We start from the raw sequence: 26,638 nt of genomic DNA, 5'->3' as shown, positions 1-26,638 counted from the left end.
GGCTAACGGCACAGTCCCCCACACCCCCCGGGTTTTATTTCCAAACCCTATCTGTGAATCGCAGGACTTAGGGATGGGAATTAAGTAACGTCGATTTGGGTTAAACACCTGGCGAACGCATTCGCCAGGCTTTTCAACTGAACTGGCGTTATCTACGCAACGCCGTGTTGTCTAAACCACGCCTGGAGCCGTTGCCACCCATCTTCTGCTGCTTGCTGTCGGTAGCTGGGGCGGTAGTCGGCATGGAAGCCGTGGGGTGCTTCGGGATAGACAATAATCTCCGAATTGTTGTCACCTCTGGCGATCGCCTGTCGCATCTGTTCAACCGTGCTCACCGGGATGCCCTCGTCTGCCTCGCCATACAGCCCTAACACGGGGGCTTTGAGATATTCGGCGATGTCAAGAGGGTGTTTGGGTTGTAGTGGGCTGGATTGTCCCACCAGACGACCGTACCAGGCGACACCGGCTTTGATTTCGTTGCTATGAGCGGCATATAGCCAGGTGATCCGTCCACCCCAGCAAAATCCAGTGATGGCTGCCCGGTTCACGTCACCACCGGACTCGCCCGCCCACGCTAACGTCGCATCCAGGTCTGCCATGACTTGAGCATCGGGCACTTGTGCCACAATGGGTCGAATTTGATCAACGCTCTCCAGTTGAGACACATCTCCCTGGCGGGCAAACAGTTCTGGAGCGATCGCCAGATAGCCCAATTTGGCAAAGCGACGACAGACATCCTGGATGTATTCGTGAACGCCAAAGATTTCTTGAACCACCAACACAATCGGGAAGTTGGTTCCGGTAGCGGGTTTTGCCCAATATCCGGGGATTTCTACATCATCGGTGGGAATCGTGATTTCTCCAGCCGTGATTCCCTCGGTGTTAGTGGTGATGGTTGCGGCTGAAATGGGGCGAACGGCGATCGCAAAACCCGCCGCTAGCGTTGCCATAATTACATCTCGCCGTTTAAAGCCTCGATTCATAGTTGAAGAATTCCTCTAATTACATGACTTTGTGAACTGGCAAAATGCAGAACTCACAGTAAGATCTTCCCAAATCTCCCTCAAAACGGGGTGATGCCTAGACTATTTTCCTGGAGAGTATTTCCCTCATGGGTATTACTGAGTTTTCGTTTCCGACCGCAATTCGATTTGGCGCAGGGGCGCGTCACGATATTCCGACTGCCCTACAGAATAAAGGGATACAGCGTCCTCTGGTAGTGACCGATAGAGGGATTGTGGCCCTGCCCTTTTTTCAGGCGTTGCTCCAGGAGTTGACCCAGGCAGGACTGCAACCCTCTGTTTTCAGTGAGTTGGGGGGTAACCCGGTAAAATCCCAGGTAACAGCCGGGGTAGAAGCCTTTAGACAACAGTCTGCCGATGCGATCGTGGCATTGGGGGGCGGAGCCGCACTCGACGTAGCCAAGGCGATCGCTCTGATGGTGCATCACCCCGGTGATCTGTTTGATTACGAAGATGGCAAACCCGATGGTCGGGCGATCGACCAGCCTATTCCCTATGTGGTTGCCATTCCCACGACCGCAGGCACAGGCAGCGAAGTCGGGCGTAGCAGTGTGATTTCTGACGATGAAACCCACGCTAAAAAGATTATTTTCTCGCCTCGGTTGCTGCCGCAACGGGTGTTTGCTGACCCCGAATTGTTGCTGGATCTGCCGCCCAAAATTACTGCTGCTACCGGGATGGACGCTCTGACTCACTGCGTTGAGGCTTATTTAGCAAAAGGCTATCACCCTATGTGTGATGGCATCGCCATTGAGGGAGTCCGACTCGTGGCAGAAAACCTGGCAAAGAGTGTGGCAGATGGTAGCGACCTAGAAGCCCGTAGCAACATGTTGATGGCGGCGATGATGGGAGCCGTTGCCTTTCAGAAAGGATTAGGTGTGACCCATTCCTGTGCTCATGCGCTGTCAACGGTGTATGACCTGCATCACGGACTCGCCAATGCGTTGATGATTCCCTATGCAATGCAGTTCAACCTACAGGCTGTGCCTGAACGATTAGCGCGACTCGCCACGGTCGTAGGGGCAGACGAGCCAACGGGAGCAGGCTTCATTGCATGGTTGAATGCCCTTAAAGCCGAAGTCGGGATTCCCAATACCTTGACAGAAGCCGGAGTTGCTGTCGATCGCCTCGATCAACTGGTGGCGATCGCCTTTGCCGATGGGTGTCATCCGTTAAATCCTCGTCCCTGTACCGCCGATGATATTCGTGGCATCTATACATCAGCATTTTAGTGGGGTATAGCGATCGTCCTGTTGGAGCAGTGCGATGCAGTTCTTGGTGTCAGTGTCCTGAGTTGGGCGATCGCAGCGACAATTCACGTTTTGAGCTTTAGCAAAGAAATTAGGACTGGGAGAGGGGATAGTTTGAGAACCCGAATGTTTCTCCCAGTCCTGTTTTTGTGGAGACAAGCTTTATCGGTTTTGTTCTATAGCTGTAGCCACATCCGATGACACGCTGTAGCTCATGTAATGGAGATGCAGGGGCGATCGCAAGACGGGATGACCTGGATGGAGACGTTTGCTCCCTTGTGGGAGGACTGCAACTCCATGCTTTACACCCACAACTGGTGGCATGTGGCGTTGTTTTATATGCCGGAAGGAGACTTGCAACAGGCGTTAGCCCTGTATGACCAGCATGTGTGGGGCAGGGCACGACGTCACTCCGCCAAAGATCAAGTAGGAGCCATCTCACTGTTATTGCGCCTGGAATTGAAAGGAGCCGATGTCCAACCCTATTGGCAACAACTAGCCCCCATCTGTTGCCTCGTCTGCATGAACACGCACTACCCTTTCAGGACCTGTATTACATCTACGCTTTCACTCGTGCTGCTGAACGACATCTCGCAGAAGCGATGTTAACCAGCATGAAAGCTCATGCCCAAACCCTACCCTCTGCTCAAAGACGGGTCTGGAACGAGATTACAGTTCCCACTGCCCACCGACTGATCGCCCACGCAGCAGGACAATGGGACAAGGCGATCGCCCATCTCAAACCCGTTCTGCCCCACTTGTGGAATGTCGGTGGTAGCCACGCCCAACGGCAACTGTTTCGGCAGATTTATCGCGATGCCCAGGTGCAAGCTGAGCGCACGACCCCTACTCATCGCACCGTTTACCCACTGCGGCTCGACTGGTCTGCATAGAGGGGACAGGGAGGAAGGCGTCAAGTTGCAATTGACAATTGCGATTAACAATGGACAAGTCACTCAGTTCACAAAATCGTCGCATAGCCATTGCTCAAAGTTGTGGTGTAAATCTGAGCGATCGCCTCATAGTCTTGAGATTGCACAGCCGCAAACCGCCGAATGCCTGCTCGTTGCATCTGCGATCGCAGTTCAGCGTCGGGGTCTAGCAATACGGTTTGCAATTGAGTCAGCGTTTCTGCACCGAGCCGTTGTGCGCCGACCAGTGGAGGGATAGGGCAGGGACCAATGGACTCAATCACCCGCAGCGATCGCGCCAGATCAGGCATTCTGCGATATTCCTGCTCCAGTACTGTGCTGTCAATCGCGGCACAGGTCGCTTTGCCCTCCGCCACCCATTGCATTGAGGCTTGATGTGATCCCGATTCCACTACCTGACCAAAAAAGTTAGCCGGATAGCCACCCTGCATCAAACGGTGGCGCATCAGGTTGTAACCACTATTCGATCCCAAATCATTGTAGGAAAAGACAGTTCCTGCCAGTTGTTCAAAGGTTGTGATATCGCTGATAGCGTTCACAATCATGTCTGAAAAATACACGGGGCGATCGCCATACCGTTCAGCCTGCATCACCGGAGCAACCAGGGCTTGCAATTGCTGAGGAGCGATCGCCTGATAGCGCACCAGAGGTAGCCCGCAGATAAACGCCAGATCGCACTGGTCTTGCAACAACATCGCATCCTCTAGCGGGTCAACTCGGCTGGGGATCACCTGCACGGCAATGGAGAGCGATCGCGCCAGATATGCCCCTACCGCCTCATAAAACCACAACATGTTTGGGGCGAGGTAAGAGGCGATCGTCAGTGAATCAGTGAGGGGCATGGGTCGAAGGGGGATGGGGTATGGTAGGGAAAAAATGACGAGAGGAGGGGGAACCAGGGGACAGGGAAAAGGGGTTGACCCGGTTTTCAGGTTTTGTCTGGTCAAGAGCCAGTGGCAGCGATCGCCCCTATCATTGAGTTCAATTCGCAGGACACCCCTCATCCAAAATCGTAAATCTAAAATCCAAAATCGCTGTCAACAGGTCCCACCAAAAGTGGGAGGAGCGATAAGCCCAGGGGTAGGGTCTTCTACTGGTGGCTCACCCTAAGCTGAAAGGGTTCATTGATGAGGATCAATGTATGTCAATTGGAAGCAATGCCGATAAAAAAGACCTTGAGGGAAATCTTGATCCAGAAGTTGAGGCTCAGCGCGATCTGGTTGCCAATGCTGCGATCGACCCTCAACCGCTTTTTGCAAAAGAGGCTGACCCTTTTTTAGCCGATGCCCCGACAGAGCAACCGATGGTTGATAACTCTCCAGAATTGCAGGGAGATTAGAGCGGCAACTGCGCCGAGAAGTTTAGAGCTTGATCAGAGCTGATCTGATGAGATACCTGATGTGTTGGAATCTCAATCCAAAATTCAGTTCCCTGACCCGGTTGTGAAACGTACTTCAACAGACCGCCGTGCCGTTCAACCACGATCTGATGGCTGATCGACAGTCCCAAGCCCGTTCCTTTGCCGATAGGTTTTGTTGTAAAGAAGGGATTGAATAGCTGCGATTGAATGGCTTCAGGCACACCAGAACCATTGTCTGCGATCCGGATGATTGCACGAGAGTTTGTACCCTGAGCATCGGTCAGCAGTTCTGTCCGAATGGTAATCTGCTTGGCTTTGTGGATCGGTTTTGGGCTTAGGGAGTGCTTCTCAGACTCCTCATCCCTTGTCAGAGCGTCGATCGCATTCGTCAGAATATTCATAAACACCTGATTGAGCTGACTGGGATAGCACTCAATTAGGGGCAGATTTCCATAGTCTTTGATGACTTCAATACTGATCTGGCTTGTTTTGGGGTTGAGCCGATGCTGCAAGATCATCAGCGTGCTGTCCAGCCCGTCGTGAATATCAACAAATTTCATATCGGCTTCGTCGAGCCGCGAAAAGGTTCGCAATGACAGCACAATCTGGCGAATGCGATCGGCTCCAATCTGCATGGAGTTCAACATCCGCGGAAAGTCTTCCATGATGAATTCCAGGTCGATTTGCTCTGCGCGATCGCCCAGTTCTCCGTGTGGGTTGGGATAGTGTTGTTGATACAGCATCAGCAACCCTAACAGATCCTTGGCATATTGATTGGCGTAGTTCAAATTGCCATAGATAAAGTTCACGGGATTGTTGATCTCGTGGGCAACTCCTGCCACCAACTGCCCCAGACTCGACATCTTCTCCTGATGGATGAGCCGAGTTTGAGCTGCTTGTAGCTCTGATAGAGTCTGCGCCAGTTCGGCGGATTGGGTGCGGGTCTGTGCCAATAGTTCTGCCTGTTGCAACGCAATGCCCAGGTGATTGGCAATCTGCATGACAAACTCGATCTCCTGTGCCTGCCAGCGTCGGGGGTGAGCGCACTGATGAATACACAGCAAACCCCAGAGCATATCGCCCTGAAGCAAGGGCACTACTAGATTGGCACGCACCTGAAATCGCCGTAAAACCTCAACATGGCAAGCCTTCAAGCTAGAGTTATGGACGTCATCGATCGCCTGAATGCGCCCATGGCGATAGTGCAGGGAATAGTTTTCACCAAAGCAGTGATCCTCGACTTTGGCGGCTAACACCGAATCAAAACCCGACAAGACATCCTCTGATACAAACTGACCTGCGTCATAGCCCGAATCGGGATCAAACCAAAACACACCAACGCGATCAGCATCCAGCAGACGCCGCACCTCTCGTGCCGTTGACTTAAAGATGGTTTCCAGATCCAGCGATTCGCGAATTTTGCTAACCACTGACAACAACGCCTTTTGCTGGTTGGCTTGGGTCGTGATCTGCTCAACCAACTTTGCCTGTTGCAACGCTACACCCAGGTGATCGGCAATTTGTTTCGTGAATTCAATTTCAGTCGTTTTCCAGAGTCGAGGACCTGAGCACTGATGCACGCACAGCAACCCCCAGAGGCGATCGCTCTGCAACAACGGCACAATCAGATTGGCACGCACCTGAAACTTTGCCAACACATCCACATGGCAAGGTTGCAAACCTGCATTCTGAATATCGGCGATCGCTTGAATCCGTCCCCCCAAATAATGAATGGCATACTGCTGCCCAAAGCAGTGATCATGCACATGTTCTGACAAGGTAGACGGAAACCGGGGCAACACATCCTCCGACACAAACGTACCATCGTTGTAGCCAGAGTTGCGATAAAACTTAAACACAGCAACTCGGTCGGCATTTAGCAGTTGCCGTAGCTCGGTCACCGTTGTTTTAAAGATAGTTTCTAAATCTAGAGACTCGCGAATCTTGGCAATGACTCGAAACAAAGCGCGTTGATGCTCAAACTGGACTTGCTCTAGTTCGGCTGAGAGGATCTGTTGCATCTGCTCAAACGCTGCCCGATCGCGACAACACTGCCGCAATTGTTCTAACTGTTTTGAATCCATGACCAGAAGGCGTTTAAAAGGAGTTTTGAGATAAATTTCAGTAGATCCCCTATCGCTTTTTGGCGTTTAACTCTTATTCAAGGATTTCCACTATTTGTTTCAGGAGCTAATCATAAAACTTAACGTTCTGAAACAAACGAAACCCTCTTAATTGCCTTGAAGTATAGGTAGAAACATTAAAAAATGTAACTCGTTAAAACTCTGAACTCTTTGAAGCCTGGTATGAGTTTTGCAACTCTTTGTTTTCTAAGTGAGCAGAATTTTGAATTACATTTAAACCCTGAAAAGTTACTCTAAAAAAGTTTGAGAAACGTCTAAATATTGGCAAAAGCCTAGTTCTAATGAGTCTTGATGCGTACCCTGAAAATTTTTTCGTAAAAGAAATCAAGTATGAATAGAAATACTACATTTCTTTTTCGAGAAATCATTTATCAACATAAGAATAACCCAGGAGTGCATTAATTCCTAAAGAAGCTTTATAGAAGTCAATAATGATATGTATTTAAGTAAATAAGAAGGTATTTATACTTAACCTTTTAGAGGCGATGTGAAATTTAAAAGACTGGAACTTGATCCTCCAAAGTTTCTTCATAAAAGAGCGGGAATGCTTAAAATCTGGCTTACTATGAAAACAAAATTTTGGATGGGATTAACCGCTACAGGATTGCTTATTGCATCTGGTGCTTTATCAAACACTTCATCAAATTCGGTGTTGGCGCAACAGGTGGTCGAGCAAACCCCTGCGGTTAATAGTCAAAATGTTTCACCTGATACATCGATCGCTGGCGAATTTGAGAGCAATCCAGCCGTTGATCCAAGTTCGGTGCGGATTTTTGTTAACGGGCAGGATGTTACTAGCCGCAGCACGATTACCCGCAGCTTTTTTACCTACCGCCCTGATCAACCCCTACCCGTCGGTCAGGTACAGGTGCAGGTGCAATATCGCAATGTCCGAGGCGAGCAACGCACGGCAAACTGGGCGTTTAACGTGCAACAGCCGCAACTGGTACGGATTACCTCAGTGACTCACAACGCCGTTGGCACGACTCAAGCTGCTGGATCAACGCTGACCGTCACCATCAACGGCACACCCGGATCGGAAGCATCAGTGTTACTGATTCAAGACGGTCGAACGGTGCGAGAAGTCGCGGCTCAGGAGCGATCGAGCGGTGTTTATGTTGCCAACATCTCAGTGCGATCGGGTGAGCGCGTTTCTGAAGGTGCGGTTGTCGGTCGTCTGCGGCGACAAAATCAAACCACCTATGCGGTGGCCTCTCAACCCTTTGCCTGGGGTGATACTCCTACTACTGGGCAAACTCCTTCCACCGGAAACACAGGCAACACAGGCAACACAGGTAGCTCAACGGTTACCGATCTCAAACCTCGATTCACCAGTCATCAAGATGGCGATCGCGTTAATCAAGGATTTACCTTAGTGGGACAAACCCGCCCCAATGCCAGTGTGCGCGTCAATGTCGTTGCACGCGTTTCAGTGTTAGGCGTTGATTTGGGCAATATCGGCAGCGACACTTTGGTCGATCGCGACATTCGAGCCAACAGCCAGGGTGAGTTCCGGGTTCAGGTGCCTCGTCCGCGTATTCCCGTCCCTGGAACGGAGTACACCGTCAGAGCCACCGCTCGCCTGGACAATGTGACCAGTGAACCGACCGAAATCCGGTTGCGACAACAGTAAAGTGAGTGGGGAGTAGTGAGTGGGGAATGGGGAATGGGGAATAGGGCGTAGGGGCGCAGCATTCGGTAGGTCGCTGTCGGTTAAGCCGAAAGATTCTCGCCCGAATGCTACGCCCTAACTTGAAAAAGTGAATCATCATCAGCGTAGGGGCGGTTCGCGAACCGCCCCTACCGAGGTATCAACGCCCCATCAGGTGGGATTGCGAATTGCATAGAACAGCGGATTTCATCATAAAAGACACAAGAATCGGTTAGTTTAGGAGCAAATTCCTGAGCAACCCTTAATCTCCGCGTTTCCCCACACATGGTTAAGCAACTCTGGCGCGATATCTGGCAGACTCTCAACACAGACATTACCTTCTCCCTCAGTGACACGGTCAGCGGTGCGGTAGACACCAGCAAATCAATTCTGGAACTGGCAAAAGCACTGCAAGAAAATAGCTCTGCTCCAGAAGTTGCACGGTTAATCAGCAGCAGCAATATCTCCTCACTGTTGGATGTGTTGAACTCGCCCCTGGCACAGGTGGCCGGAGCCGGATTGCCCTTTGTGCCACTGGCGACCAGTTTGCTGAAGTATATCTATGAGCAGACTCGTCAAGAGCCATCGCTAGAAGTGGGAGTGGCGATCGCCAGCCAGAGTGCCTACCTCAAAAGCCTGGAAGTGTTTCTGACAGAGCATCCCGACATTGCTCAACGGCTCTCAGACCAACCGGCGTCAGATGCTCTGGCAAAGCGTATCCGACAGTTGGGGGACAAGCTCGAACTGGAGGGCAGAGCCGTTGAACTCACGGAGCAAAAAGCACGGGAAACGCTGATCTGTTTCCATGACTCCGATCTGGCAAAGATCTTTAACAGCTTACTCAGTAGCCGATTACAGGAGGCAGGATTGCCTCCACAAGAAGCCGCCTGTGTCACGGAGCGGATCTCCCGAAGTACACACCGCTACATGAAAACGATCGTGGCGGAGGTGCAAGACCAGGTCAAGCGGTTAGCCGCCGTGTATGGCGAAGGCTGGCTGCAAGACCAGGAGAGCTACATCAGCATTGATCGGTATTTGAAAGAGTGGATTGCCCAGAAGCCGCAGGAGAAGATTTTTGATGAAGACTTTTGTTTTGCCGATCTGTATGTGCCGCTAGAGATAAAACCCGTGGATGGCGAAGGTCGAGTCAACGATGAGGCAGAGCCGGAAAACATTGAAACATGGGCGGAAGCCCTATTGCTCAACCCTGACAAAAAAGGACAGATCCTATTCATTCAGGGAGGGCCAGGACGAGGCAAGAGCGTCTTTTGTCGCATGTTTGCTGACAAAGTACGCCGCGATCTGTATCCCATCTGGATTCCGATTCTGATTCGTTTGCGCGATGTGCGAAACTTTGCCCAGGACTTTGACAAAACCCTGGCAGATGCCATTGGCACTGACTTTACTAAAGATCCAGGCTGGTTGACTGACCCCAATACTCGCTTTTTGTTCTTCCTGGATGGCTTTGATGAACTGTTGCTAGAGCGGGGAGCAACCGTTGGGCTTCAACAATTTCTCGATCAGGTATCGCTCTTTCAAACTCGCTGCTCTCAAAACAGTGAACGGAGTCATCGCGTATTGATCACAGGTAGACCCCTGGCTCTGTATGGCATTGAGCGGCTCATGCCCCCCAATCTAGAGCGGGTCGAGATTCAACCGATGGCCGACCAGATTCAGCAGGGGTGGCTACAGCGGTGGAGTATTGTTTTAGCGGATGCAGAGAAAGCACAACAGTTTCAGGCATTTTTGAATAATCAGCGATGCCCAAAACAAGTTAAAACACTAGCCACTGAACCGCTGTTGCTGTATCTGTTAGCGGCACTGCATCGCGATGGCAAACTCCAGGAATCTCAATTTGAGGGGGATGACCCTGTAGCAGTCCGCATCCAAATTTATGAGGCGGCACTGGACTGGGTATTGACCAAACAACGCAGCGACAATGGACGCGATCTCAACCCTAAAATTACCGGGCTTGACCCAGAGGATCTGCGGAGCATTTTGGCAGAGGCAGGGCTATGTGTCGTGCAATCGGGGGGCGAGTCTGCCGCCATTGCTTTGATTGAAGAGCGACTCAAGCGCAAGGAAGATGAAGGAGCCAAAGCCCTGCTCGACAGTGCGCGGCAGCAAGCAGAGCAAAACCCACTTAAAAATGCTCTGGCTGCGTTTTATTTGAAATCAGTCGAGGGACGTGACAACCAGGTCGAGTTTTTTCATAAGAGCTTTGGCGAATTTTTGTGTGCGGAACGGCTGTGTGAAAGCCTGGAAAACTGGACTGAGAAAAGTGGCAGTCGCCGCAAAAATTACACGATTTCAAATCAAAATTTGCCCTGGGAGATTTATGACCTGTTTGGGTTTGGAGCACTCACCCAGGAGATTGTGGAATATCTGATGGGCTTGTTAAAGCAAAAGGACAGTTTTGATTGGGTCGTTCTTTTTGAACGGCTAGAAGACTTCTATCTGCGCTGGTGTGATGGCGAATTTATCGATGACACCGGAGAAACCCTGCCACAGCGTAAAGCAAAACAATTGTACAAGTATCAGATCCAGGCTGGGCAACGCTCGGTAGATGTTTATACAGGTCTTAACACCTTGATTCTGTTATTGGAGATCCATCGACATGCTCAGTCTCAAGCGTCCTTGAAGGAGCAAATCCAGTTTTACCCCTGTGGACAACCCGACACGGAGTCGCATCAGCCAGAGCGATTGCTCCAGATCATGCACTACAGTGATTGTGTGAAGTTGGATATCTTTAACAAGACCGTTAGAACACTTCTCCGCAACACTAACCTTAGCAACGTCAACCTAAGAAACGCCGACCTCTTCAGCGCCAACCTCAGTGACGCCAACCTCAGTAATGCTGACCTTAGTAGCGCCTACCTCAGCAGCACCAACCTCAGTAATGCTGACCTTAACAGCGCCTACCTCAGTAATACTATCCTCAGCGGTACTAACCTCAGCAACGCTAACCTCAGAAACGCTGACCTCAGAAACGCTGACCTCTTCAGCGCCAACCTCTTCAACACCAGCCTCAGTGACGCCAACCTTAACAGTACCAACCTTAATAGCACTTACCTCAGAAACGCCAACCTCCGCAACGCCAACCTCAGCGCCGACCTCGTCAACGCCGACCTCAGCAGTGCCGACCTCAGCAGCGCCAACCTCAGCAGTGCCAACCTCATCAGAGCCTACCTTCAAGATACTAACTTGAGTGAGATCCGTTGGGATGGAGCTACACGCTGGGCAGGTGCTCAAGGGCTACATCAAGCCTTAAATGTACCAGAGGCTTTAGCCCAATCCCCCCGATTTCAAGCGGCTGTGTTGTTGAGCCAGGGCATGGATTGGGTGAAACAGGGCAGAGTGACAGAGGCAGTGCAGGCTTATCACGAGGCTCAAGCGATCGACCCTGGATTGGAGATTGATGACTGGATTTGGAATGAGCTTTGCCAGTTTGGTAGTTTGCACGGTCAGGCAGCAACTGTGTTGTTTGCAGGTGACAAAGCAGTGGGTTTAGACAACTGGTGGAGCTATCGAGAATCGCGTGGATTAGCCAGAGCTTTAACGGGTAATATTGCGGGAGCCGCAGAGGATTTTCAGGCAGTTGTGGAGTCTGATAGAAACTACTCCTCAGATAAGAGAAAACAACAGCAGCAGACATGGTTAGAGGCGTTGCAAGCTGGTCAAAATCCGTTTACGGCTGAGGTGCTAGCGGAGTTAAGAAAGGAGGCAGGTATTGACCAGTAGGAAGTGCTCCTCAAGACATCGGAGGTTTTGAAAACCTCCGATGTCTAAAAAAATCTCGACTAGAGCCTAAAATCTACCTTCCCAGAGCCGAAATGAGGCGATCGCTTACCGCCTCACAAGTGGGTGAGTATGCCAACCTCTACTCTGTTAGTAATACAACTGCGACTCCCACTGCGCGATCGCCTGTTCGGCAGCGGCATAGCTCGGCGTATTGCGGGGCACTAGTTGAGCCGTGCGAATGGCGACATCCAACCGTCCTTCTCTGGCGCGAGCATTTGCCAGATTCAAAATCATCTGACTCCACTGAGTGGCGTATTGCTCAGCTGTGGCACGCAGTTGAGTGCGATTAGTAGGCACCAGCCCTGCGGCACGAATGGCAGCACTATAATTTTGAGCCGCCACCAGAGCAGACCCCTGGTTGGGTTGACTGGCTCTGCTACGGGCTAGCTCTAGAATGATCTGGCTCCAGCGATCGATATCTTGCTGTGCTTCGGCATAATAGGGTTCCCCAGCTTTAATGCGACTGGCAATTTGAATCGCCGTGCTAAAGTCTGAAGCTTGATTGGTTGCACTCAAGGCTCTGGGACGGCTCAAAGAGGCACGGGCTTGCAGCAACAACGCCTGATTCGTCTGTTGCAAAGCACTGTTTTGACCTGGAGTGACCGTTGTAGTTGGATTAGGAGGATCAATCAGTGGCTCAGGGCTGGGAGCAACGACCTCTCCGGTGGTTGGGTCGGGCTGAGGAGATTCTCCAAGCGGGGTTGAGTCACCATCCTCTGTAGGTGCAGCCGCATCAGAGGTGGTATCCGGTGGGTTAAAGGTTTGAGCGGTCAGGTTGGAACCAGTGGGCAGCACTGGATTGGTTGTGACTGGATTAGGTGTAGCCGGATTGGTGGTCGCTGGACTGGTTGTGCTGGAACCAGGGGCTGCTCCTGTTGTAGGGGAAGGTTGGGGCAATGGTTCGTTGCTAAAGGTATCGCGGTTTTGTAGCAACACCGCCACAATGAGAAAAGCGATCGCTCCAATCAGCCAGGGTCGCCAGCGTTTCCAAAATAAACTGTCCGATTCGTCACCCGCTGCATGATCGGTAGCCCCGTTGGATACCGGAGATGTCGCTGTCGAATTGCTATTCACCGCAGCACCATTCCCGTTGATGTGGGGTGTGTTGATGAGGGGCGGTCTGGTGTCGGGGTGACTGCCGTTGGGGTAGGTTTTATGCTCAACTGGTCTAGCACTGGGGATGCCAATACCTGCCGAAACGGGGGCGGGAGCATTAGGGGTAGATACTTGAGCATAGGGAACCCCTGCCATCACCAGGGCTTGCTCTGGCACAAGTAGCAAATGTTGTTGTGCGGGGGGAACGATCGCCACGGCATCTTGTCGAGGACGGCAGTGGTGGTCGCTCAATTCAGGGAGGCGATCGCTCAGGTAATGCCCTAACTGACCCACTGTGGCACAGCCATGGAAGCGCAATCCCTCTAACAGAGCGGCAGTAAATAAGCCCTGACGTAACGCCAGTGTCTCGTGCGAAAACTGGTGTGGCGGACATGAGAGCAGAGTCGGAATACCAAACTGGTTGGCAAGAGCGATGGTTTCCTGCCCGACTCCCTCTCCATCTAAAAGCCCCTGGCTACGGTTGATATCCAACGCCAGTACAATATTTTTGCTGGAGGCAGCCCGCAACGTCGCAAACAACGACTCAACCGGGATTCCCGTTGCAGGAACCTGACGCGGATCGCCATCAATCGGCATTAAATAATCGCGCCCTTGAAACCGCACTCCATAACCGCTAAAGAAACACCACAACACATCATCCGGTTGGAGTCGCTGACAAACTGATTCAATGGTGTTTTCAATGGTGTCGCGATCGGGTGCGCTGGTGGGTTGATCAATGGCAGCGGAAGCATCTGTTAATAACAAACAGTGTTCTGATAAAAAATGCCCTTCACTTGCCCAGTAACTCCACAACGCCTGAGCGTCCCGTTGAGCATACATTAACGGTTGGAAGCATCGATACTGATTGATACCAATCGCGATCGCCCAGTAAGTTGTCATTCCAGATGCCCCAAAATCAGGATTATGTCAGTAGGGTGCCCAGAGAGTTTCATCAATCACCCACTTCTAAAGTAAATAGCTCAACCAAATAGTATCTCTTAATTAATTGTGATCAGCAATATTTTCATAACGGATTTCATCTCAAATCACGCCAAACATCACATCTCTGCTGGTCGAGTAAATAGATTCAACGTCAACCTGCCTCATAAATTATGGAAGACTGCTATAGACTGGTTTCAATTTCGGTATTTTTATATTGGGCGATCGCTAGAGAATAAAGATTAGAGTCATTTTTGGGTTGACTAGACAATACATCTATAGCAACCGAAAGGTTGGTAAGGACGGAGTGTAGGGGTGGAACCCCTGGCTGGAGGCGCAACCTCCACATCCCCTTGTCTCAACTGTCTCGACAGTTGCTGTACAAAGCGCGAACCCGTCTATCTGGAGCTATTCAATGAGTTCAAAAAGCAAACTCGAGAGTTGCCCACCTTTGTAATCCTGATCTGCTGTAAGCCTGCTTTTTTAATCATCACGAGCAACGTCTATCGGAGGTCAATCATGACACTTGCCAAGGATGCTAAACCTACCTCAAATCAACGATCGCGTTTTAATCGATTCACGTCGCTTGGTCTGACCCTCTGCGGCAGCATGTTAGGACTGTGGGTTGCGATCGAAGCCGTGTTTCCAAGCATGGCTCAAGCCTATCCCTATCGCGTCGCAGTTGCGCTTGAGCGAGAAGCGGGAGAAAGCTATGACACGATGATTCGCAGGGCAGAAGCCGCCGCTCGAACTGTTGCTCAGCGCAGTTTCAGTGGCAATCGGGGAGTGACAGAGGTATCCATTACCGTGATGGGTCAAAGTGGAGGGGCGATCGCTCCCCTGCTATCGTTAGACGTCAACCGGGCTCAGTGGAATAGCCGTCCTGATGCACGGCGTTGGGCGACCTACTTTGTCAGTGCGAGATCGTTGTTGCGCCTCGACGAAACCGTTCCTGTGGATGCGATTCCGCCAACGGCAACGGCTGTGCCTCCCGCGTCTCAACCCGCTGCTCCCGGTGTACCGCAACCCACCCAAACTGCCCCTGCCAATGCCCCTGCGACCACAACCAATGTCCCTGTGACAACTATTCCGCAAACTCCTGAAGGCAACCCTGTTCGCATTGACCTGCCCGCTGCCCCTGCTGGGCAATTGGGATTGCCGCGATCGATTTTGCGTTAGGGTTAGCGTTGATTAATGGATGGGCGATCGCCAATGGGCGTTGTCCGTCAATAGACCCTTGACCTCCCGTAAGATCTCTTCCTGATGTTTCCACTCACCTCCTAGATCGATTAATATGGAAAGGTTGTAAAAAATTGGCGTGTGCGGTCATGGCGGTTCCTAAGAAGAAAACATCCAACTCAAAGCGAGATAAGCGCAGAGCAACCTGGCGTCGTAAGGCAGCTCTACAAGCCCAGAGAGCACTGTCTTTGGGCAAGTCCGTATTGACGGGGCGTTCCAGCAGCTTTATCTATCCCCAAGAGGAGGATGAGGAAGAGTAACTTTTTGGGATGCAGTTGTCATCCTTTATTTCCAACCCCTCTCGTCATATCAACTCCACCAACAGGGCACCTCGTGTCCTGTTTTTTAATTCCTATTTAATTTGGGTTGCTCAAATCTCTGCTACACAGTAGATAGAGCAACTGTCAAAACAGAGAAGAAAGAGGGTGTGGAGCTTCTCCCATCCAAGGATTCCATCCCTGCACCCCGTTCTAACCTTGATGGCGACAGCTGACAGTTCGCAGCAACCGGATGGCTCTGTGATATCTACGCCAACTCTATCCCTCACCCCTTTACGTTATGCTCGGAAAATTCTTTCATAAACCAACCGCAGACGAGCAAAATCGCGTTCCCCCAGGACAACACCTCGCCAAAGGCTTTCCCGTGTTGACCTATGGGCAAACCCCAACGGTTAGTACCGAAAACTGGCAGTTTAAAGTGTGGGGGCTTGCTCAGAACAAGACCTTTAGCTGGTCAGATTTTATGGCGATGCCGCAGAGTAACTTCACGGCTGATTTTCACTGTGTCACAACCTGGTCAAAACTCGATGTCCAGTGGACAGGTGTAAAAGTAACCGACTTCATGAAGTACATCGATGTTGACCCCAAGGCTGTTCACATCATGGAGCACTGCTACGGGGGGTACACCACGAACATCGCGATAGATGACTTTTTGCGAGAAGAAAACTTTTTTGCCCATACCCTGTTTGGTGAGCCGTTGCCTATCGAGCATGGTGGACCCATGCGTCTTGTGGTGCCCCACCTCTATGCCTGGAAGAGTGCCAAGTGGATTAATGGGTTAGAGTTTCTCGACCATACAGAGTTAGGGTTTTGGGAGCGCAATGGCTATCATCACCGGGGTGAACCCTGGGCAGAGGAGCGGTATAGCCGATAGGGGTTGAAGGGTGAAGTAGAGAAGAGACGCGATTAATTGCGTCTCTTCTCTACTTCACTTTAATAATTCATCGAATAAATTTCTTTAGTGTCTCGATCTTGTCCTTGTACGGGGCATAGCGCATTTTGAAGTCGAGCCAAAAGGGTTTGTAGAGAATGCTTTTGAAGTGAGAGAAGGTATCAAAACTGGCTTTGCCGTGGTAGCTGCCGATACCGCTGTCACCCACTCCGCCAAAGGGGAGGTCAACTACCCCGACTTGCAGGAAAGTATCGTTGACGCAGGCTCCCCCCGATGATGTGGCGTTGAGCACCCGTTGCTGAATGTCTTTGTTTCTAGAGAAGATGTAGAGAGCCAAAGGCTTGGGTCGGTCGTTGACGAAAGCGATCGCCTCTTCTAACTCGTCATACTCCAGCACAGGCAGAATGGGACCAAAAATCTCATCCTGCATGATTGGGCTATCGGGGGGCACCTGATCCATCACGGTGGGGGCAATGTAGCGATCGCCCAGGTTCGTTTGTCCGCCCAATAGAATGCGTCCGCTGGACAGCAGGGATGTCAATCGCTGCGTGTGTCTGTCGCTGATAATTCTGCCGTAGTCTTCGGTTTGAGCCGGATCATCGCCATAAAACTCGTAAATCGCGGCTTCGATCGCCTGTAGCAGGAGAGGTTTGATCCGCCGCTGCACGAGCAGATAGTCGGGAGCAATGCAGGATTGCCCAGCGTTCATAAATTTGCCCCAGGCAATGCGTCGAGCCGTCATCTCCACATCAATGTCGGCATCGACAATGCAGGGGCTTTTGCCGCCCAGTTCGAGGGTAACGGGGGTGAGGGTTTGGGCGGCGGCTGCCATGACGATTTTGCCGATCGCCGTACCCCCGGTGAAAAAGATGTGATCAAATTTCTGTGCTAAAACAGCCTGACTGGTTTCGATGCCACCTTCCACAACGGCAATGTAGTGTGGTTCAAAGGTTTTGCGAATGATATCAGCGATGACTTCAGAACTGCGGGGTGCCAGTTCTGAGGGCTTTAACACGACACAGTTACCAGCGGCGATCGCCCCCACCAATGGCGAAATCATGAGTTGAATCGGGTAGTTCCAGGGACCAATGATCAACACCGACCCCAGGGGTTCTGCCTGAATGCGGGCACGACCCGGTGCTTGCATCAACCCCACGGGCACTGACTTTGGCTTCACCCAGGCGCGAATGTGTTTCAACGCATGATCGATATCTCGAATCACCCCAATCTCGGCAGCATACGCCTCAAACACGGACTTGTGCAGATCCGCTTTGAGTGCCTCCAAAATGGCATCTTTATGGGCTTGAATCGCCTGTCGCAGGGCTTTGAGTTGGGCAATCCGAAACTCAACGTCTTTGGTTGCCCCAGTTGCAAAGAACTGTCGCTGGCTCTGGATGAGCGTGGGTAGGCGATCGCTAACGGACGGAGAGACAGATTGAATCATAGGAAGAGGAGAATTTAAGGAGCAAGTTCGATGTCTTCAACGGTGGACTCAGAGGCTGAGATTTTTAGCATATCAATGATGCTTTTAATAAAGCTGGCAGTGGGGACAGCAATCAATAAGCCCAATAGACCGCCGATTCTGACTCCCAGGAGCAGGGCAATCAGAACCCAAACTGGGTTTAGCCCGGTAAACCGCCCCAACAAGCGAGGAGCGATACCACTTTCGATACTCTGATCGATCAGTAATGCGACAAACAGCACCTTCACACCCAGCCATAGACTGTTTAACCCAATCAAAAAACTGATGATCCAGATACTAAACACCGCCCCAAAGGGCAACAGAGTCATCACGCCGATCGCCAACCCAAACAACAGCCCAAAGGGCACCTGAAGCACTAAAAAGGCAACAGTAATAAAGATTGCCATTAATGAAGCTAGCGTTGCCTGACCGATGAAGTAGTTATGGAAATGTAAGCGCAGGGAACGGCGTAGTCTGACGTTAAAGGGAGGCGGCAACCATTGAAACCAACCTTGCCAGAAGCGATCGCCATACAGCAACAGGTAAAATGTCACCACCATGGTCAGGGTTAGCTCAAAGGCACTTCCCAACAGACCCAACCCAAAGGTTAGAATGCGACTACTAAAGACTTGCAGCTGATTTGACAGTTCATCCTGCAACCGCAGCATCACCCAACTCAGATCCACAGGCAAACGACGGGCGATCGCCCAGCTTTGCATCGCTTCTAGCCGTTGGCTTCCAGTTTCTAACCAGCTAGGCAGGCGGTTAATCAGCTCATCCAACTGCTCGATCACAATCGGCACAATCGTAATTGCCAGAATAAACACAATCGACAGCACCAACAACACAACCCAAAAAACGGCTTGCAAGCGGGGTACACGCCGACGTTGTAGCCAACGCACCGGGTAGTCGAGAATAAAGGAGAGAATAGTGGCACTGATAAAAATGGTGACAGGCGATCGAAAATAGTCCATCACTAGCAGCATCAGCCAGCCATTCAGAACCAAGATAGGGAAAGCCAATCCCCACACTAACCATCGAGGGGCAGTTTTAATCCAGTTCATTCCTCTGTTGCGCCCTGCGTGAAAATCTCTCATTTGGTTGAGGTATAAAACGTCTCTAGAGTGAGACAATCGCTTTCAAATCCTGCTCTTACAAAAAAGCTCCTTAAAAACCTCCCATTATTTATGCAAACGCTCAGTTTTACAAATCAATCTTTTCCGTTAAACCCTTCAAAAAGACCTGATCGCATTCTAGTCGTGGATGATGCTCCCGATAATTCATATTTAATTCAGGCAATCTTAAAAGAAGAGGGCTATCGAATTGATATTGTAGACAACGGCAGAGATGCATTAGCCTTTGTTGAAACATCCCCTCCCGATCTGGTGCTTTTAGACGTGATGATGCCTGGGATGGATGGATTTGAGGTGACTCGCCGGATTCGCGAAAATCAAAATCTACCGTTCATTCCAATTCTGTTAATCACAGCGCACGACAAGCCTAGAGCTGCCCAGGGGTTGGATACCGGAGCCGAGGATTTTATTCGCAAACCAATTGAATTTGAAGAATTGCTGGCACGGGTGCGATCGCTCCTCAAACTCAAACACAGCGTCGATGAGCGCGACCAGATTGCTCGTCAACGTGAAGACTTTGTCTCCCGCCTGACTCACGATTTGCGGACTCCCCTTGTCGCTGCCGATCGCATGTTGTCTCTAATTCAGCAGGGGGTTCTCGGTGAACTGTCACCTGAGTTGAGCGAAGCCATGGTGATCATGAGTCGCAGCAACCAAAACCTTTTGGAGATGGTGAATGCGCTCCTGGAGGTCTATTGCTACGAAGCCGGGAAAAAGACGCTGGCGTTTACCCCGATCAATATGCAAGAGCTATTGCTGGAAGTCCTGCAATCTCTGACACCTCTGGCGATCGACAAGGGGTTAGAACTCCGCAGCAATCTCAATACCGTTGGAGAAGTTGAGATCATGGGCGATCGCTTAGAGTTGCGGCGCGTGTTTATGAATCTGGTGGGCAACGCCATTAAGTTTACCGATACTGGCTTTGTCGAAGTCCGGCTTGGCACGACATCTGCCCCAACTAGCAATGCTTCCAACAACGGCTCTCAATGGGTCAAAATTGAAGTCCAGGATTCTGGTCCCGGTGTTGCCCCAGAATATCGATCCTTCCTATTTGAGCCATTCCGGCATGGCAACCACAAGCGATCGGGCAGTGGTTTAGGCTTGCACCTGTCGAGCCAAATCGTCAAAGCACACCACGGCAAGATCAACATTCAATCCGAAGTCGGTAACGGCAGCATCTTCGTTGTGCAATTGCCCATGCAACAACCCCGATAATAGGGGGCGGTTCAATGGCTAATGACGATTTTGATGGCAGAGACGCGATTAGTCACCTCTGCCACTCAATATCGTTGTCTAAATCGGCAATTCCGCTGCAAAACTCTGACATTTGTGATACTCATACGGTCCTATCAAGGCTCCCCAGAGTCCCTGCCCTGTCTCTGGATCAACTCCCTTGTCATAGCTCCAAAACTGCTCAGCACTGACCTGAAACCCCAAAACCACTTGCCGAGTTTGTCCTTCATATTGAAAGTAGCAACGCGCATCGGCGGGAGGTTGGGCTGCAAAGCGATGACCCTCTTGCCGAACCCTCAGTACACATCCGGGTAGGCTCTCCAAATCTTCATGACTTAACTGTTTGAGCAGGTCTACATTAGCTCCGGCTCCTTGAAAGCGACCCGGTTCTTTGAGTGCCCAATATTGCCCTTGTAGACCGTCGGATGTCTCTTGCAATGTCAGCACTCGCTGCCGATAGGGGCGATCGAGGGAGAGGACATTGGCTTGTTCGGCAAACAAAGCCAGCTTCCCTTGGATGCGTTGCGCTAGGGGACGTTGCCACATTCTCAGATGCACAAACCAGACGGGTCGCTCTCGCGCCTGGAGTTGATTGTCAAACTCTCCGGCGAGCCATTGTGCCAGGGTAATCAGCAGTGGGGAATCAGCCATATAGAATTTTGGATTTACGATTTTAGATTTTGGCTGAAAAGTGTCTTATCCAGATGCCCAAATCAGGCAGCAAATTCAGCAGGGATATTTCATACAACGCTCCTATTTCTGATCCCATTGTGCAATCCACAATCCAAACTCTAAAACCCTAAAATCCAAAATCCACAATCCAAAATCTAATACCAATTTGAATTGGCTTCGCTGCACATGATTCCGTAAGGACGTTTCGCGAAACGCCCCTACCCCGTGATCTGCCACAATCAAACATTAAATCGGTATAAAATCCAAAATCTAAAATCACAATCCAAATGCTTATGGCTCTGCGAGACAATCTGCACACTCACCTGACGCATCTGGTGCGCGATCGCGACCCCTATCTGGCAACGGAAGGGCACTTTTACGTGCAGAGCTATATTCAGCAACAATTTGAGCAGTGGGGCGAGGTAACAACGCATGAGTTTACACGGGCAGGGCGCGTGCATCGCAATTGGGTTTTGAACCTGCCAGGACAAGCGCATCAGAGCAGGCGATCGCTACCCCTGATTCTCATCGGCGCACATTACGATGCTGTTCCTGGCTCCCCCGGAGCCGATGATAATGCCAGTGGAGTCGCAGCACTGCTGGAACTGGCACGTTTGTTTGCAGCGGAGCCAGCCCGCCACCCGATTCAGCTTGTAGCGTTTGATTTGGAGGAACTCGGTTTGATTGGCAGTCGTGCCTATGCGATGCAGTTAAAGCAACAGGGGCAAACGTTGCGGCTCATGCTCTCACTGGAAATGTTGGGCTATCGCGATCGCACTCCCAATTCCCAATGCTACCCAACTGGATTGCGGTATTTCTATCCCAATCGCGGCGACTTTATTGCGCTGGTGGGCAACCTACCAACGATTCCCGATTTGCTACACCTGCGACGCAGTCTGCATCGAGTGGGAAAGGTGCCCTGCGAATGGTTACCCGCTGGACAGCGAGGGGTTCTGGTTCCTGAAACTCGCCAGAGCGACCACGCCGCTTTTTGGGATCAGGGCTATCGAGCGTTGATGGTGACGGATACTGCCTTTATGCGAAACCCTCACTATCACAAAAGCAGCGATCGCCTGGAAACCCTCGACCTCGACTTTATAGTGGGTATTTGTGAGGGATTAGCCCATGGACTGCGATCGCTATAGAGGCTTAGGAATGGGTAGAGACCCGGTTAATCCCGTCTCCACACATGCTGCTAATCGCCATACTTGCCCCACTTCAGAAATGTTGTCACCAGGTAAAGAACCACGACTGACCCCACGATCGCGGGCACAATCAACACGCCCTCAAAACTCAAGCGCAACACCGGGTGATCTAGCCCATACTGTCGGCGCAGCAACCCGTACGCCCATTCACCAAACCAGACTCCGGCTAATCCGATTAAAATCAATCCAGTCAACTGACCAGGAATGCGGCGCGGCACCAAAATACTAGCGATCCCGGCGCAAATAATGGCAATCACGACTTGCACCAATAGCTGAGGTACATCCATCTCATTCTCCAGAGGAAGCGATCGCACTGTTTTGATAGTTACAGTCACTCACCAGAACGGTTGCTGAGGTTGGCTCCCTGGCTGGGGGCGCAGCCCCCACACCCACTCTGCCCTAGATGAAGTGGCGGTAGCTATAAATAACATGGGCAAATTCCGTGTTGTACAGGTTTGGCATTCAAACCCCTCCACAAAAACCGCATTTTATAGCCGTAGTCACATTCGATGGGGCGAGTCAGGAAGCTTTCCCAGCATCGGGGTTTGAGCCATTGCCTTTGTCTTAAGCTTTCTGACCAAAGCTGTATTTAATTCATAATCCGATGACGATTTCTATCACTTCCAATGGTTTAACTATGCCATCAGTCACTTCTAGCTTAAATAGCCAGTAAATTAAATTAACTCCCTAATTCCTTTGAGCGTTGCGCTGCTGCTTTCACCGCTGCAATCAACCCTGCCCGAAAGCCATGTTCTTCCAGTTGCGTGACCCCTGCAATAGTCGTGCCCCCTGGACTCGTAACCCGATCTTTTAAGACGGCTGGGTGTAGGTCGGATTGCTGAACGAGTTCCGCTGTGCCCCGCACCGTCTGAATTGCCAGTTGCAGGGCGATCGCCCTGGGTAGACCTGCTGCCACGCCACCATCTGCCAGTGCCTCAATCAAGATCGCGACATAGGCGGGTCCCGAACCCGATAACCCTGTCACCGCATCCATCAAAGACTCCGGCACCTGCGCCACGTCTCCCACGGCTTGAAAGAGCGTTTCTGCTGTCTTAATGTGGTCTGCGGTAACGTGTTGACCTGGGGCGATCGCGGTCATTCCTGCCCCTATAGTGGCTGGGGTATTGGGCATCGCTCGAATCACAGGTTGCCCCGGAAAAGCCGCCTCTAGCTTACTGAGGGGTACTCCTGCCAGAATAGACACCACCAGTTGCCCTGGGTTGGATGGAGTTAGCCCAGAAACCACCGCATCAAACACCTGTGGTTTGATCGCCAGCAGCACTACCTCTGCGGTTGATGCGATCGCGTGATTATCGTCTGTAACCTGCACCCCGTACTGTTGCGCCAACCAGTTCCGTCGTTGTGCCTGTGGGTCGCTCACGAGCACCTCGCCCGGTGCATAAATTTGTTGCGCGACGAGGCGGGATAAGAGAGCTTCTCCCATTACCCCGCCACCAATTACACCAAATTTTGTTGACAACAGAATTGCCGTCTCCTCAGGAAATACTACAAATGCAACCTGAATCTGTTACTAGACCGATTGATCAACAGGGAACGAGACTCAATGCTCGTCAATGCAAACGTTAAAGTGACTGGAATGGCAAACTTAAGCCATCCGAGCCTGATCACCTGTCCATGCGGGGGTCGGAGCCATGGGTCGAGAAGGACGCGCCGCTGGAGGTTGTTGCTGCATTGGCACTTCATTCATCGCGCCCAGTTGAGTGCTGACTTGAACACAGTTAGGTGTAAATAAGAAGATGCTTTCCCCAATTCTTTCTTGATGACCATCGATCGCGTAGGTGCCCCCTGCAACAAAGTCAACAGCTCGTTGCGCCTGATCAGGGTCCATAATGGTCAGATTCAAAACAACGGACTTACGCTCGCGCAATGCCCGAATAGCTTGAGGCATTTCCTCAAAGGTGCGGGGTTCCATCACGACCACTTCAGACATGCCATTGATTGCTCCAGGCATACCAATGACATTGCTCATACCACTGTTCATAGTAACTCCTGATTCGGTTGTAAGGACTCGTTCCCGCATTCGGCGACGACGAGGTTCTTCTTCTTGCACGGGCTGAGTATGCTCTTCCTGATAAAGGTTTTGATATTCTTGCCCGTCCACTTCTTCATACTCATATTCATATTCTGAAGGGTCATTTAACCCTACAAAATCTCGTAACTTGCTGAAGATATTATTCACTGTTCACGCTCCATCATGACTAGGTAGATTGGCTGGGAATTGAGTCTCCACGCAGAGTAAACGCAAAGGTAGACCGAATTCAGGTTTGTTAAAACTTGCCTGTTAGCTCAGGCGGTCAAAGGGGACTTAACAAAAAAATAATGTTCATGAGTCCTAATTTAAGCCTAAGACATCGATTCGTGAACACCCTCTGAAGATGCGTCTGGTTTGAGTCAACAGTATACATCAATTTTATAAATTGACCACCACATTTCCCCTAAAACCGACTTTTTTTGTGCGGATACTAATTGAATATTACTTTTCTTCTACAATTTTTCAACTCATTGCCTCATGATCGCTGTCGAAAACTATTTTTTGGAGCCACTTTGATCGAGCGATCATGGTGTTGAGATAGAGTGAGCGATCGCTTCAGATCTTCTAACAAATGATCTACCCATGATCAGGGCAACCGCCAGCACCAGCATGGCGATCGCATTCTAGTAGAGCTTGTGATAAACCCTCTATCTTTCCCAGATTGATCTGAAAAGATCAAGGTTTACAAGTTTTGTCTCACAATTCTAAACAGTTGGTAAAAGTCTTTCTTATTCCACTAATCATCAAAATGATCGCGACCACCAATTAATGCTTGAAAGGAGGTGCGATCGCGATCTATTTTCCAGGGATTCACTGCTTGATCACGACCGTTCACCAAATAGGATGCGTCCCAACCGAATCATTGTTGATCCGGCTTGAATAGCTAACGGGTAATCATCTGACATTCCCATTGAAAGCTGATCAATCTGCAAATTTGACCAGGTTTGCTGCCGAATTTGATCCGCGAGATCATGGGTTCGCTGAAAAATAGACAGAGTGTCGGAAGGGGCTAATCCATAGGGAGGAATCGTCATCAACCCAACAATCTTGAGATGCTGGCAAGCATCCAGAGCAGGCAGATCAGCTAATAACGCTGGGACAGCCCACCCGGATTTGTTGGCATCGGGCACAATTTTGACTTGCAGGCAGATCTGAGGGGATTGGTTTAGCTCTGCTGCAAGTCGATCGAGTCGCTGTGCTAGCTTCAAGTTGTCAACCGAGTGAATCCATTGAAACTGAGCGATCGCCTTGGCGGCTTTGTTGCTTTGCAGATGTCCGATGAAATGCCAGGTAATATCTGTCAGGTCTTGCAGTTGCTCTTGCTTGACCGTTGCTTCTTGAATGCGGCTCTCTGCAAAGTCTCGCACTCCTGCCTCGTAGGCTACTCGCATCGCCTCAACCGAGACTTGCTTGCTAACGGCGATTAAGCGAACGGATTCAGGAACCGCTTGACGAATGTGATCGAGGCGATCGCCAATAGCTTCCTTTAATTCAGGCACACTCATTGAGGTTAGCGACAAAACAAGACAGTGGAGCAGGATTCCCACTCAGTTAACCCCGAATGATTGGCAAATTTCAACCAGGGACTATAAGTGGTTGACCATCGGAATAATGACAGCACGTTGTAGAAGAGTGGAGGAGCTACCGAATCATCCCTCAGCCATCCCTCTACACCTTCTCTGTCAGATTCACCATAGTGCAGTACTAGTGTAGGCAGGTTTAAAGGGAATCTCAAGTCCTACTTTGTGTGACTGAGCAACTCACAAGACGAACTATTGAAACGTCTGACGATGCACCTTCTGCAACTGTTCATACTCGGTGCTTAATCCCTGACGACGCAGGTTGCGAAGACGATTTTCCAGAAGTACCCGCGCATCAGTGCGGCTCACAGGGTCAAACTGGAAACCTGCTGGCGTGTGAGTCACCAGAAAAAATAGCCGTTGGGCATACAGTGTCGCAAAAAGTTCCTGAGATTCCTCCACCAGACAAACCCTATACAACAAACCAAACGTTGGATGGTTGAGATAGGTTTCCGTGCTCATGGATTTTGATTGTGCCGAGGACTGCTGTGCCAGCGAGGGAACGGGAGACATAGAGCTTTCCTATTCAGAGGGTTGAGGAATATGAGTTCTTAAATGTGCAAAGTTCAGGAAACCTGTGAGGAATATGCTGAGATTTGAAAAGGGCTTGATCAGCGTGGTAGAGCAGGGGGCAATCACCTCATGGTGTGACGACGAGCTTTGATTGAGCCACTCTGCCCTGCGTAGCAGAACCGAG

Annotated in this window: 24 protein-coding genes; 11 read left to right on the top strand and 13 right to left on the bottom strand. The window is 50.7% G+C overall.

The features are described from left to right. Nucleotides 1–152 precede the first annotated feature (152 nt). Complete coding sequence (locus H6G89_RS18245; protein WP_190508951.1) at nucleotides 153–983, bottom strand: dienelactone hydrolase family protein; 831 nt, start codon at nucleotides 981–983, stop codon at nucleotides 153–155. Nucleotides 984–1,111: 128 nt separating this feature from the next. On the opposite strand from H6G89_RS18245, the gene H6G89_RS18240 reads away from it, so the two are divergent. After that, nucleotides 1,112–2,254 carry an iron-containing alcohol dehydrogenase gene (locus H6G89_RS18240; RefSeq protein WP_190508949.1) on the top strand — a complete coding sequence of 381 codons (1,143 nt, stop codon included), beginning with the start codon at nucleotides 1,112–1,114 and terminating at the stop codon, nucleotides 2,252–2,254. On the opposite strand, the gene H6G89_RS18235 is transcribed toward H6G89_RS18240, so the two are convergent. Next, nucleotides 2,243–2,431 carry a hypothetical protein gene (locus H6G89_RS18235; protein ID WP_190508947.1) on the bottom strand — a complete coding sequence of 63 codons (189 nt, stop codon included), beginning with the start codon at nucleotides 2,429–2,431 and terminating at the stop codon, nucleotides 2,243–2,245. The two genes, H6G89_RS18240 and H6G89_RS18235, sit on opposite strands and share 12 nt — an antisense overlap. Nucleotides 2,432–2,491: 60 nt before the next feature. Here H6G89_RS18235 and H6G89_RS18230 point away from each other — a divergent pair, with 60 nt between their 5' ends. Beyond that, a complete protein-coding gene (locus tag H6G89_RS18230) occupies nucleotides 2,492–2,881 on the top strand; it encodes a hypothetical protein (RefSeq protein WP_190508945.1) in 390 nt (129 codons plus the stop codon). Then, nucleotides 2,875–3,165 carry a hypothetical protein gene (locus H6G89_RS18225; protein ID WP_190508943.1) on the top strand — a complete coding sequence of 97 codons (291 nt, stop codon included), beginning with the start codon at nucleotides 2,875–2,877 and terminating at the stop codon, nucleotides 3,163–3,165. Before H6G89_RS18230 ends, H6G89_RS18225 begins: the two co-directional genes overlap by 7 nt. Before the next feature lie 68 nt (nucleotides 3,166–3,233). Here the strand turns inward: H6G89_RS18225 and H6G89_RS18220 are convergent, their stop codons facing one another. Next, nucleotides 3,234–4,046, bottom strand: coding sequence for a PhnD/SsuA/transferrin family substrate-binding protein (locus H6G89_RS18220; RefSeq protein WP_190508941.1), 813 nt, complete (start codon nucleotides 4,044–4,046; stop codon nucleotides 3,234–3,236). A 299-nt stretch (nucleotides 4,047–4,345) separates the two neighbouring features. Between H6G89_RS18220 and H6G89_RS18215 the strand changes: the two genes are divergently transcribed. Next, entirely contained in the window at nucleotides 4,346–4,543 is a 198-nt protein-coding gene (locus tag H6G89_RS18215; RefSeq protein WP_190508939.1) for a hypothetical protein, read from the top strand. On the opposite strand, the gene H6G89_RS18210 is transcribed toward H6G89_RS18215, so the two are convergent. Continuing rightward, nucleotides 4,540–6,648 (bottom strand): GAF domain-containing sensor histidine kinase, encoded by a 2,109-nt coding sequence (locus tag H6G89_RS18210; protein WP_242060002.1) that lies wholly within the window; start codon nucleotides 6,646–6,648, stop codon nucleotides 4,540–4,542. The genes H6G89_RS18215 and H6G89_RS18210 overlap by 4 nt on opposite strands. Before the next feature lie 625 nt (nucleotides 6,649–7,273). Here H6G89_RS18210 and H6G89_RS18205 point away from each other — a divergent pair. Beyond that, entirely contained in the window at nucleotides 7,274–8,341 is a 1,068-nt protein-coding gene (locus H6G89_RS18205; protein WP_190508937.1) for a hypothetical protein, read from the top strand. 303 nt (nucleotides 8,342–8,644) lie between these two features. Further along, entirely contained in the window at nucleotides 8,645–12,100 is a 3,456-nt protein-coding gene (locus tag H6G89_RS18200; RefSeq protein WP_190508934.1) for a pentapeptide repeat-containing protein, read from the top strand. A gap of 147 nt (nucleotides 12,101–12,247) precedes the next feature. Here the strand turns inward: H6G89_RS18200 and H6G89_RS18195 are convergent, their stop codons facing one another. After that, nucleotides 12,248–14,155, bottom strand: coding sequence for a caspase family protein (locus H6G89_RS18195; protein WP_190508932.1), 1,908 nt, complete (start codon nucleotides 14,153–14,155; stop codon nucleotides 12,248–12,250). 558 nt (nucleotides 14,156–14,713) lie between these two features. On the opposite strand from H6G89_RS18195, the gene H6G89_RS18190 reads away from it, so the two are divergent. The 3 genes from H6G89_RS18190 to H6G89_RS18180 all read left to right on the top strand — a co-directional run bounded on the left by H6G89_RS18190 (nucleotide 14,714) and on the right by H6G89_RS18180 (nucleotide 16,585). Next, nucleotides 14,714–15,373 (top strand): hypothetical protein, encoded by a 660-nt coding sequence (locus H6G89_RS18190; RefSeq protein ID WP_190508930.1) that lies wholly within the window; start codon nucleotides 14,714–14,716, stop codon nucleotides 15,371–15,373. Nucleotides 15,374–15,522: 149 nt separating this feature from the next. After that, a complete protein-coding gene (gene rpmF / locus H6G89_RS18185) occupies nucleotides 15,523–15,693 on the top strand; it encodes a 50S ribosomal protein L32 (protein WP_190508928.1) in 171 nt (56 codons plus the stop codon). Nucleotides 15,694–15,991: 298 nt separating this feature from the next. After that, the gene (locus H6G89_RS18180) at nucleotides 15,992–16,585 is read left to right on the top strand and encodes a sulfite oxidase-like oxidoreductase (RefSeq protein WP_190508926.1); all 594 of its coding nucleotides are present in this window, start codon (nucleotides 15,992–15,994) and stop codon (nucleotides 16,583–16,585) included. Nucleotides 16,586–16,652: 67 nt separating this feature from the next. On the opposite strand, the gene H6G89_RS18175 is transcribed toward H6G89_RS18180, so the two are convergent. Both H6G89_RS18175 and H6G89_RS18170 read right to left on the bottom strand, forming a co-directional pair. Next, the gene (locus H6G89_RS18175) at nucleotides 16,653–18,047 is read right to left on the bottom strand and encodes an aldehyde dehydrogenase (RefSeq protein WP_190508924.1); all 1,395 of its coding nucleotides are present in this window, start codon (nucleotides 18,045–18,047) and stop codon (nucleotides 16,653–16,655) included. A gap of 14 nt (nucleotides 18,048–18,061) precedes the next feature. Continuing rightward, nucleotides 18,062–19,129, bottom strand: a complete 1,068-nt coding sequence (locus tag H6G89_RS18170) for an AI-2E family transporter (protein ID WP_190508922.1) — start codon at nucleotides 19,127–19,129, stop codon at nucleotides 18,062–18,064. Nucleotides 19,130–19,252: 123 nt separating this feature from the next. On the opposite strand from H6G89_RS18170, the gene H6G89_RS18165 reads away from it, so the two are divergent. Continuing rightward, nucleotides 19,253–20,413, top strand: a complete 1,161-nt coding sequence (locus H6G89_RS18165; protein WP_190508920.1) for an ATP-binding response regulator — start codon at nucleotides 19,253–19,255, stop codon at nucleotides 20,411–20,413. A 78-nt stretch (nucleotides 20,414–20,491) separates the two neighbouring features. Here H6G89_RS18165 and H6G89_RS18160 read toward each other — a convergent pair whose 3' ends face one another. Then, on the bottom strand, nucleotides 20,492–21,082 hold the full coding sequence (locus tag H6G89_RS18160; protein WP_190508918.1) for a chromophore lyase CpcT/CpeT: 591 nt from the start codon (nucleotides 21,080–21,082) through the stop codon (nucleotides 20,492–20,494). A gap of 314 nt (nucleotides 21,083–21,396) precedes the next feature. Between H6G89_RS18160 and H6G89_RS18155 the strand changes: the two genes are divergently transcribed. Continuing rightward, the gene (locus H6G89_RS18155) at nucleotides 21,397–22,248 is read left to right on the top strand and encodes a M28 family peptidase (protein ID WP_190508916.1); all 852 of its coding nucleotides are present in this window, start codon (nucleotides 21,397–21,399) and stop codon (nucleotides 22,246–22,248) included. Nucleotides 22,249–22,298: 50 nt separating this feature from the next. On the opposite strand, the gene H6G89_RS18150 is transcribed toward H6G89_RS18155, so the two are convergent. The 5 genes from H6G89_RS18150 to pipX all read right to left on the bottom strand — a co-directional run bounded on the left by H6G89_RS18150 (nucleotide 22,299) and on the right by pipX (nucleotide 26,403). Then, nucleotides 22,299–22,643 (bottom strand): hypothetical protein, encoded by a 345-nt coding sequence (locus H6G89_RS18150; RefSeq protein ID WP_309229982.1) that lies wholly within the window; start codon nucleotides 22,641–22,643, stop codon nucleotides 22,299–22,301. 344 nt (nucleotides 22,644–22,987) lie between these two features. After that, on the bottom strand, nucleotides 22,988–23,791 hold the full coding sequence (gene proC / locus H6G89_RS18145; protein ID WP_199336792.1) for a pyrroline-5-carboxylate reductase: 804 nt from the start codon (nucleotides 23,789–23,791) through the stop codon (nucleotides 22,988–22,990). 123 nt (nucleotides 23,792–23,914) lie between these two features. Then, a complete protein-coding gene (locus tag H6G89_RS18140; RefSeq protein WP_190508904.1) occupies nucleotides 23,915–24,508 on the bottom strand; it encodes a cell division protein SepF in 594 nt (197 codons plus the stop codon). Between the two features lie 674 nt (nucleotides 24,509–25,182). Next, a complete protein-coding gene (locus H6G89_RS18135; protein ID WP_190508901.1) occupies nucleotides 25,183–25,866 on the bottom strand; it encodes a YggS family pyridoxal phosphate-dependent enzyme in 684 nt (227 codons plus the stop codon). 267 nt (nucleotides 25,867–26,133) lie between these two features. Beyond that, nucleotides 26,134–26,403: a transcriptional coactivator PipX gene (gene pipX / locus H6G89_RS18130; RefSeq protein ID WP_190509028.1), complete on the bottom strand. Its 270-nt coding sequence runs from the start codon at nucleotides 26,401–26,403 to the stop codon at nucleotides 26,134–26,136. Nucleotides 26,404–26,638 lie beyond the last annotated feature (235 nt).

Origin of the sequence: Oscillatoria sp. FACHB-1407, assembly GCF_014697545.1 — a bacterium.
Taxonomy (GTDB): domain Bacteria; phylum Cyanobacteriota; class Cyanobacteriia; order Elainellales; family Elainellaceae; genus FACHB-1407.
This window is presented reverse-complemented; position numbering and strand designations above follow the sequence as displayed.

Excerpts from the sequence above, each read along its gene's own strand:
- H6G89_RS18245 (WP_190508951.1), bottom strand. The coding sequence starts at position 983 with ATGAATCGAGGCTTTAAACGGCGAGATGTAATTATGGCAACGCTAGCG.
- H6G89_RS18240 (WP_190508949.1), top strand. The coding sequence starts at position 1,112 with ATGGGTATTACTGAGTTTTCGTTTCCGACCGCAATTCGATTTGGCGCA.
- H6G89_RS18230 (WP_190508945.1), top strand. The coding sequence starts at position 2,492 with ATGGAGATGCAGGGGCGATCGCAAGACGGGATGACCTGGATGGAGACG.
- H6G89_RS18225 (WP_190508943.1), top strand. The coding sequence starts at position 2,875 with ATGTTAACCAGCATGAAAGCTCATGCCCAAACCCTACCCTCTGCTCAA.
- H6G89_RS18220 (WP_190508941.1), bottom strand. The coding sequence starts at position 4,046 with ATGCCCCTCACTGATTCACTGACGATCGCCTCTTACCTCGCCCCAAAC.
- H6G89_RS18215 (WP_190508939.1), top strand. The coding sequence starts at position 4,346 with ATGTCAATTGGAAGCAATGCCGATAAAAAAGACCTTGAGGGAAATCTT.
- H6G89_RS18210 (WP_242060002.1), bottom strand. The coding sequence starts at position 6,648 with ATGGATTCAAAACAGTTAGAACAATTGCGGCAGTGTTGTCGCGATCGG.
- H6G89_RS18205 (WP_190508937.1), top strand. The coding sequence starts at position 7,274 with ATGAAAACAAAATTTTGGATGGGATTAACCGCTACAGGATTGCTTATT.
- H6G89_RS18200 (WP_190508934.1), top strand. The coding sequence starts at position 8,645 with ATGGTTAAGCAACTCTGGCGCGATATCTGGCAGACTCTCAACACAGAC.
- H6G89_RS18195 (WP_190508932.1), bottom strand. The coding sequence starts at position 14,155 with ATGACAACTTACTGGGCGATCGCGATTGGTATCAATCAGTATCGATGC.
- H6G89_RS18190 (WP_190508930.1), top strand. The coding sequence starts at position 14,714 with ATGACACTTGCCAAGGATGCTAAACCTACCTCAAATCAACGATCGCGT.
- rpmF (WP_190508928.1), top strand. The coding sequence starts at position 15,523 with ATGGCGGTTCCTAAGAAGAAAACATCCAACTCAAAGCGAGATAAGCGC.
- H6G89_RS18180 (WP_190508926.1), top strand. The coding sequence starts at position 15,992 with ATGCTCGGAAAATTCTTTCATAAACCAACCGCAGACGAGCAAAATCGC.
- H6G89_RS18175 (WP_190508924.1), bottom strand. The coding sequence starts at position 18,047 with ATGATTCAATCTGTCTCTCCGTCCGTTAGCGATCGCCTACCCACGCTC.
- H6G89_RS18170 (WP_190508922.1), bottom strand. The coding sequence starts at position 19,129 with ATGAACTGGATTAAAACTGCCCCTCGATGGTTAGTGTGGGGATTGGCT.
- H6G89_RS18165 (WP_190508920.1), top strand. The coding sequence starts at position 19,253 with ATGCAAACGCTCAGTTTTACAAATCAATCTTTTCCGTTAAACCCTTCA.
- H6G89_RS18160 (WP_190508918.1), bottom strand. The coding sequence starts at position 21,082 with ATGGCTGATTCCCCACTGCTGATTACCCTGGCACAATGGCTCGCCGGA.
- H6G89_RS18155 (WP_190508916.1), top strand. The coding sequence starts at position 21,397 with ATGGCTCTGCGAGACAATCTGCACACTCACCTGACGCATCTGGTGCGC.
- H6G89_RS18135 (WP_190508901.1), bottom strand. The coding sequence starts at position 25,866 with ATGAGTGTGCCTGAATTAAAGGAAGCTATTGGCGATCGCCTCGATCAC.
- pipX (WP_190509028.1), bottom strand. The coding sequence starts at position 26,403 with ATGAGCACGGAAACCTATCTCAACCATCCAACGTTTGGTTTGTTGTAT.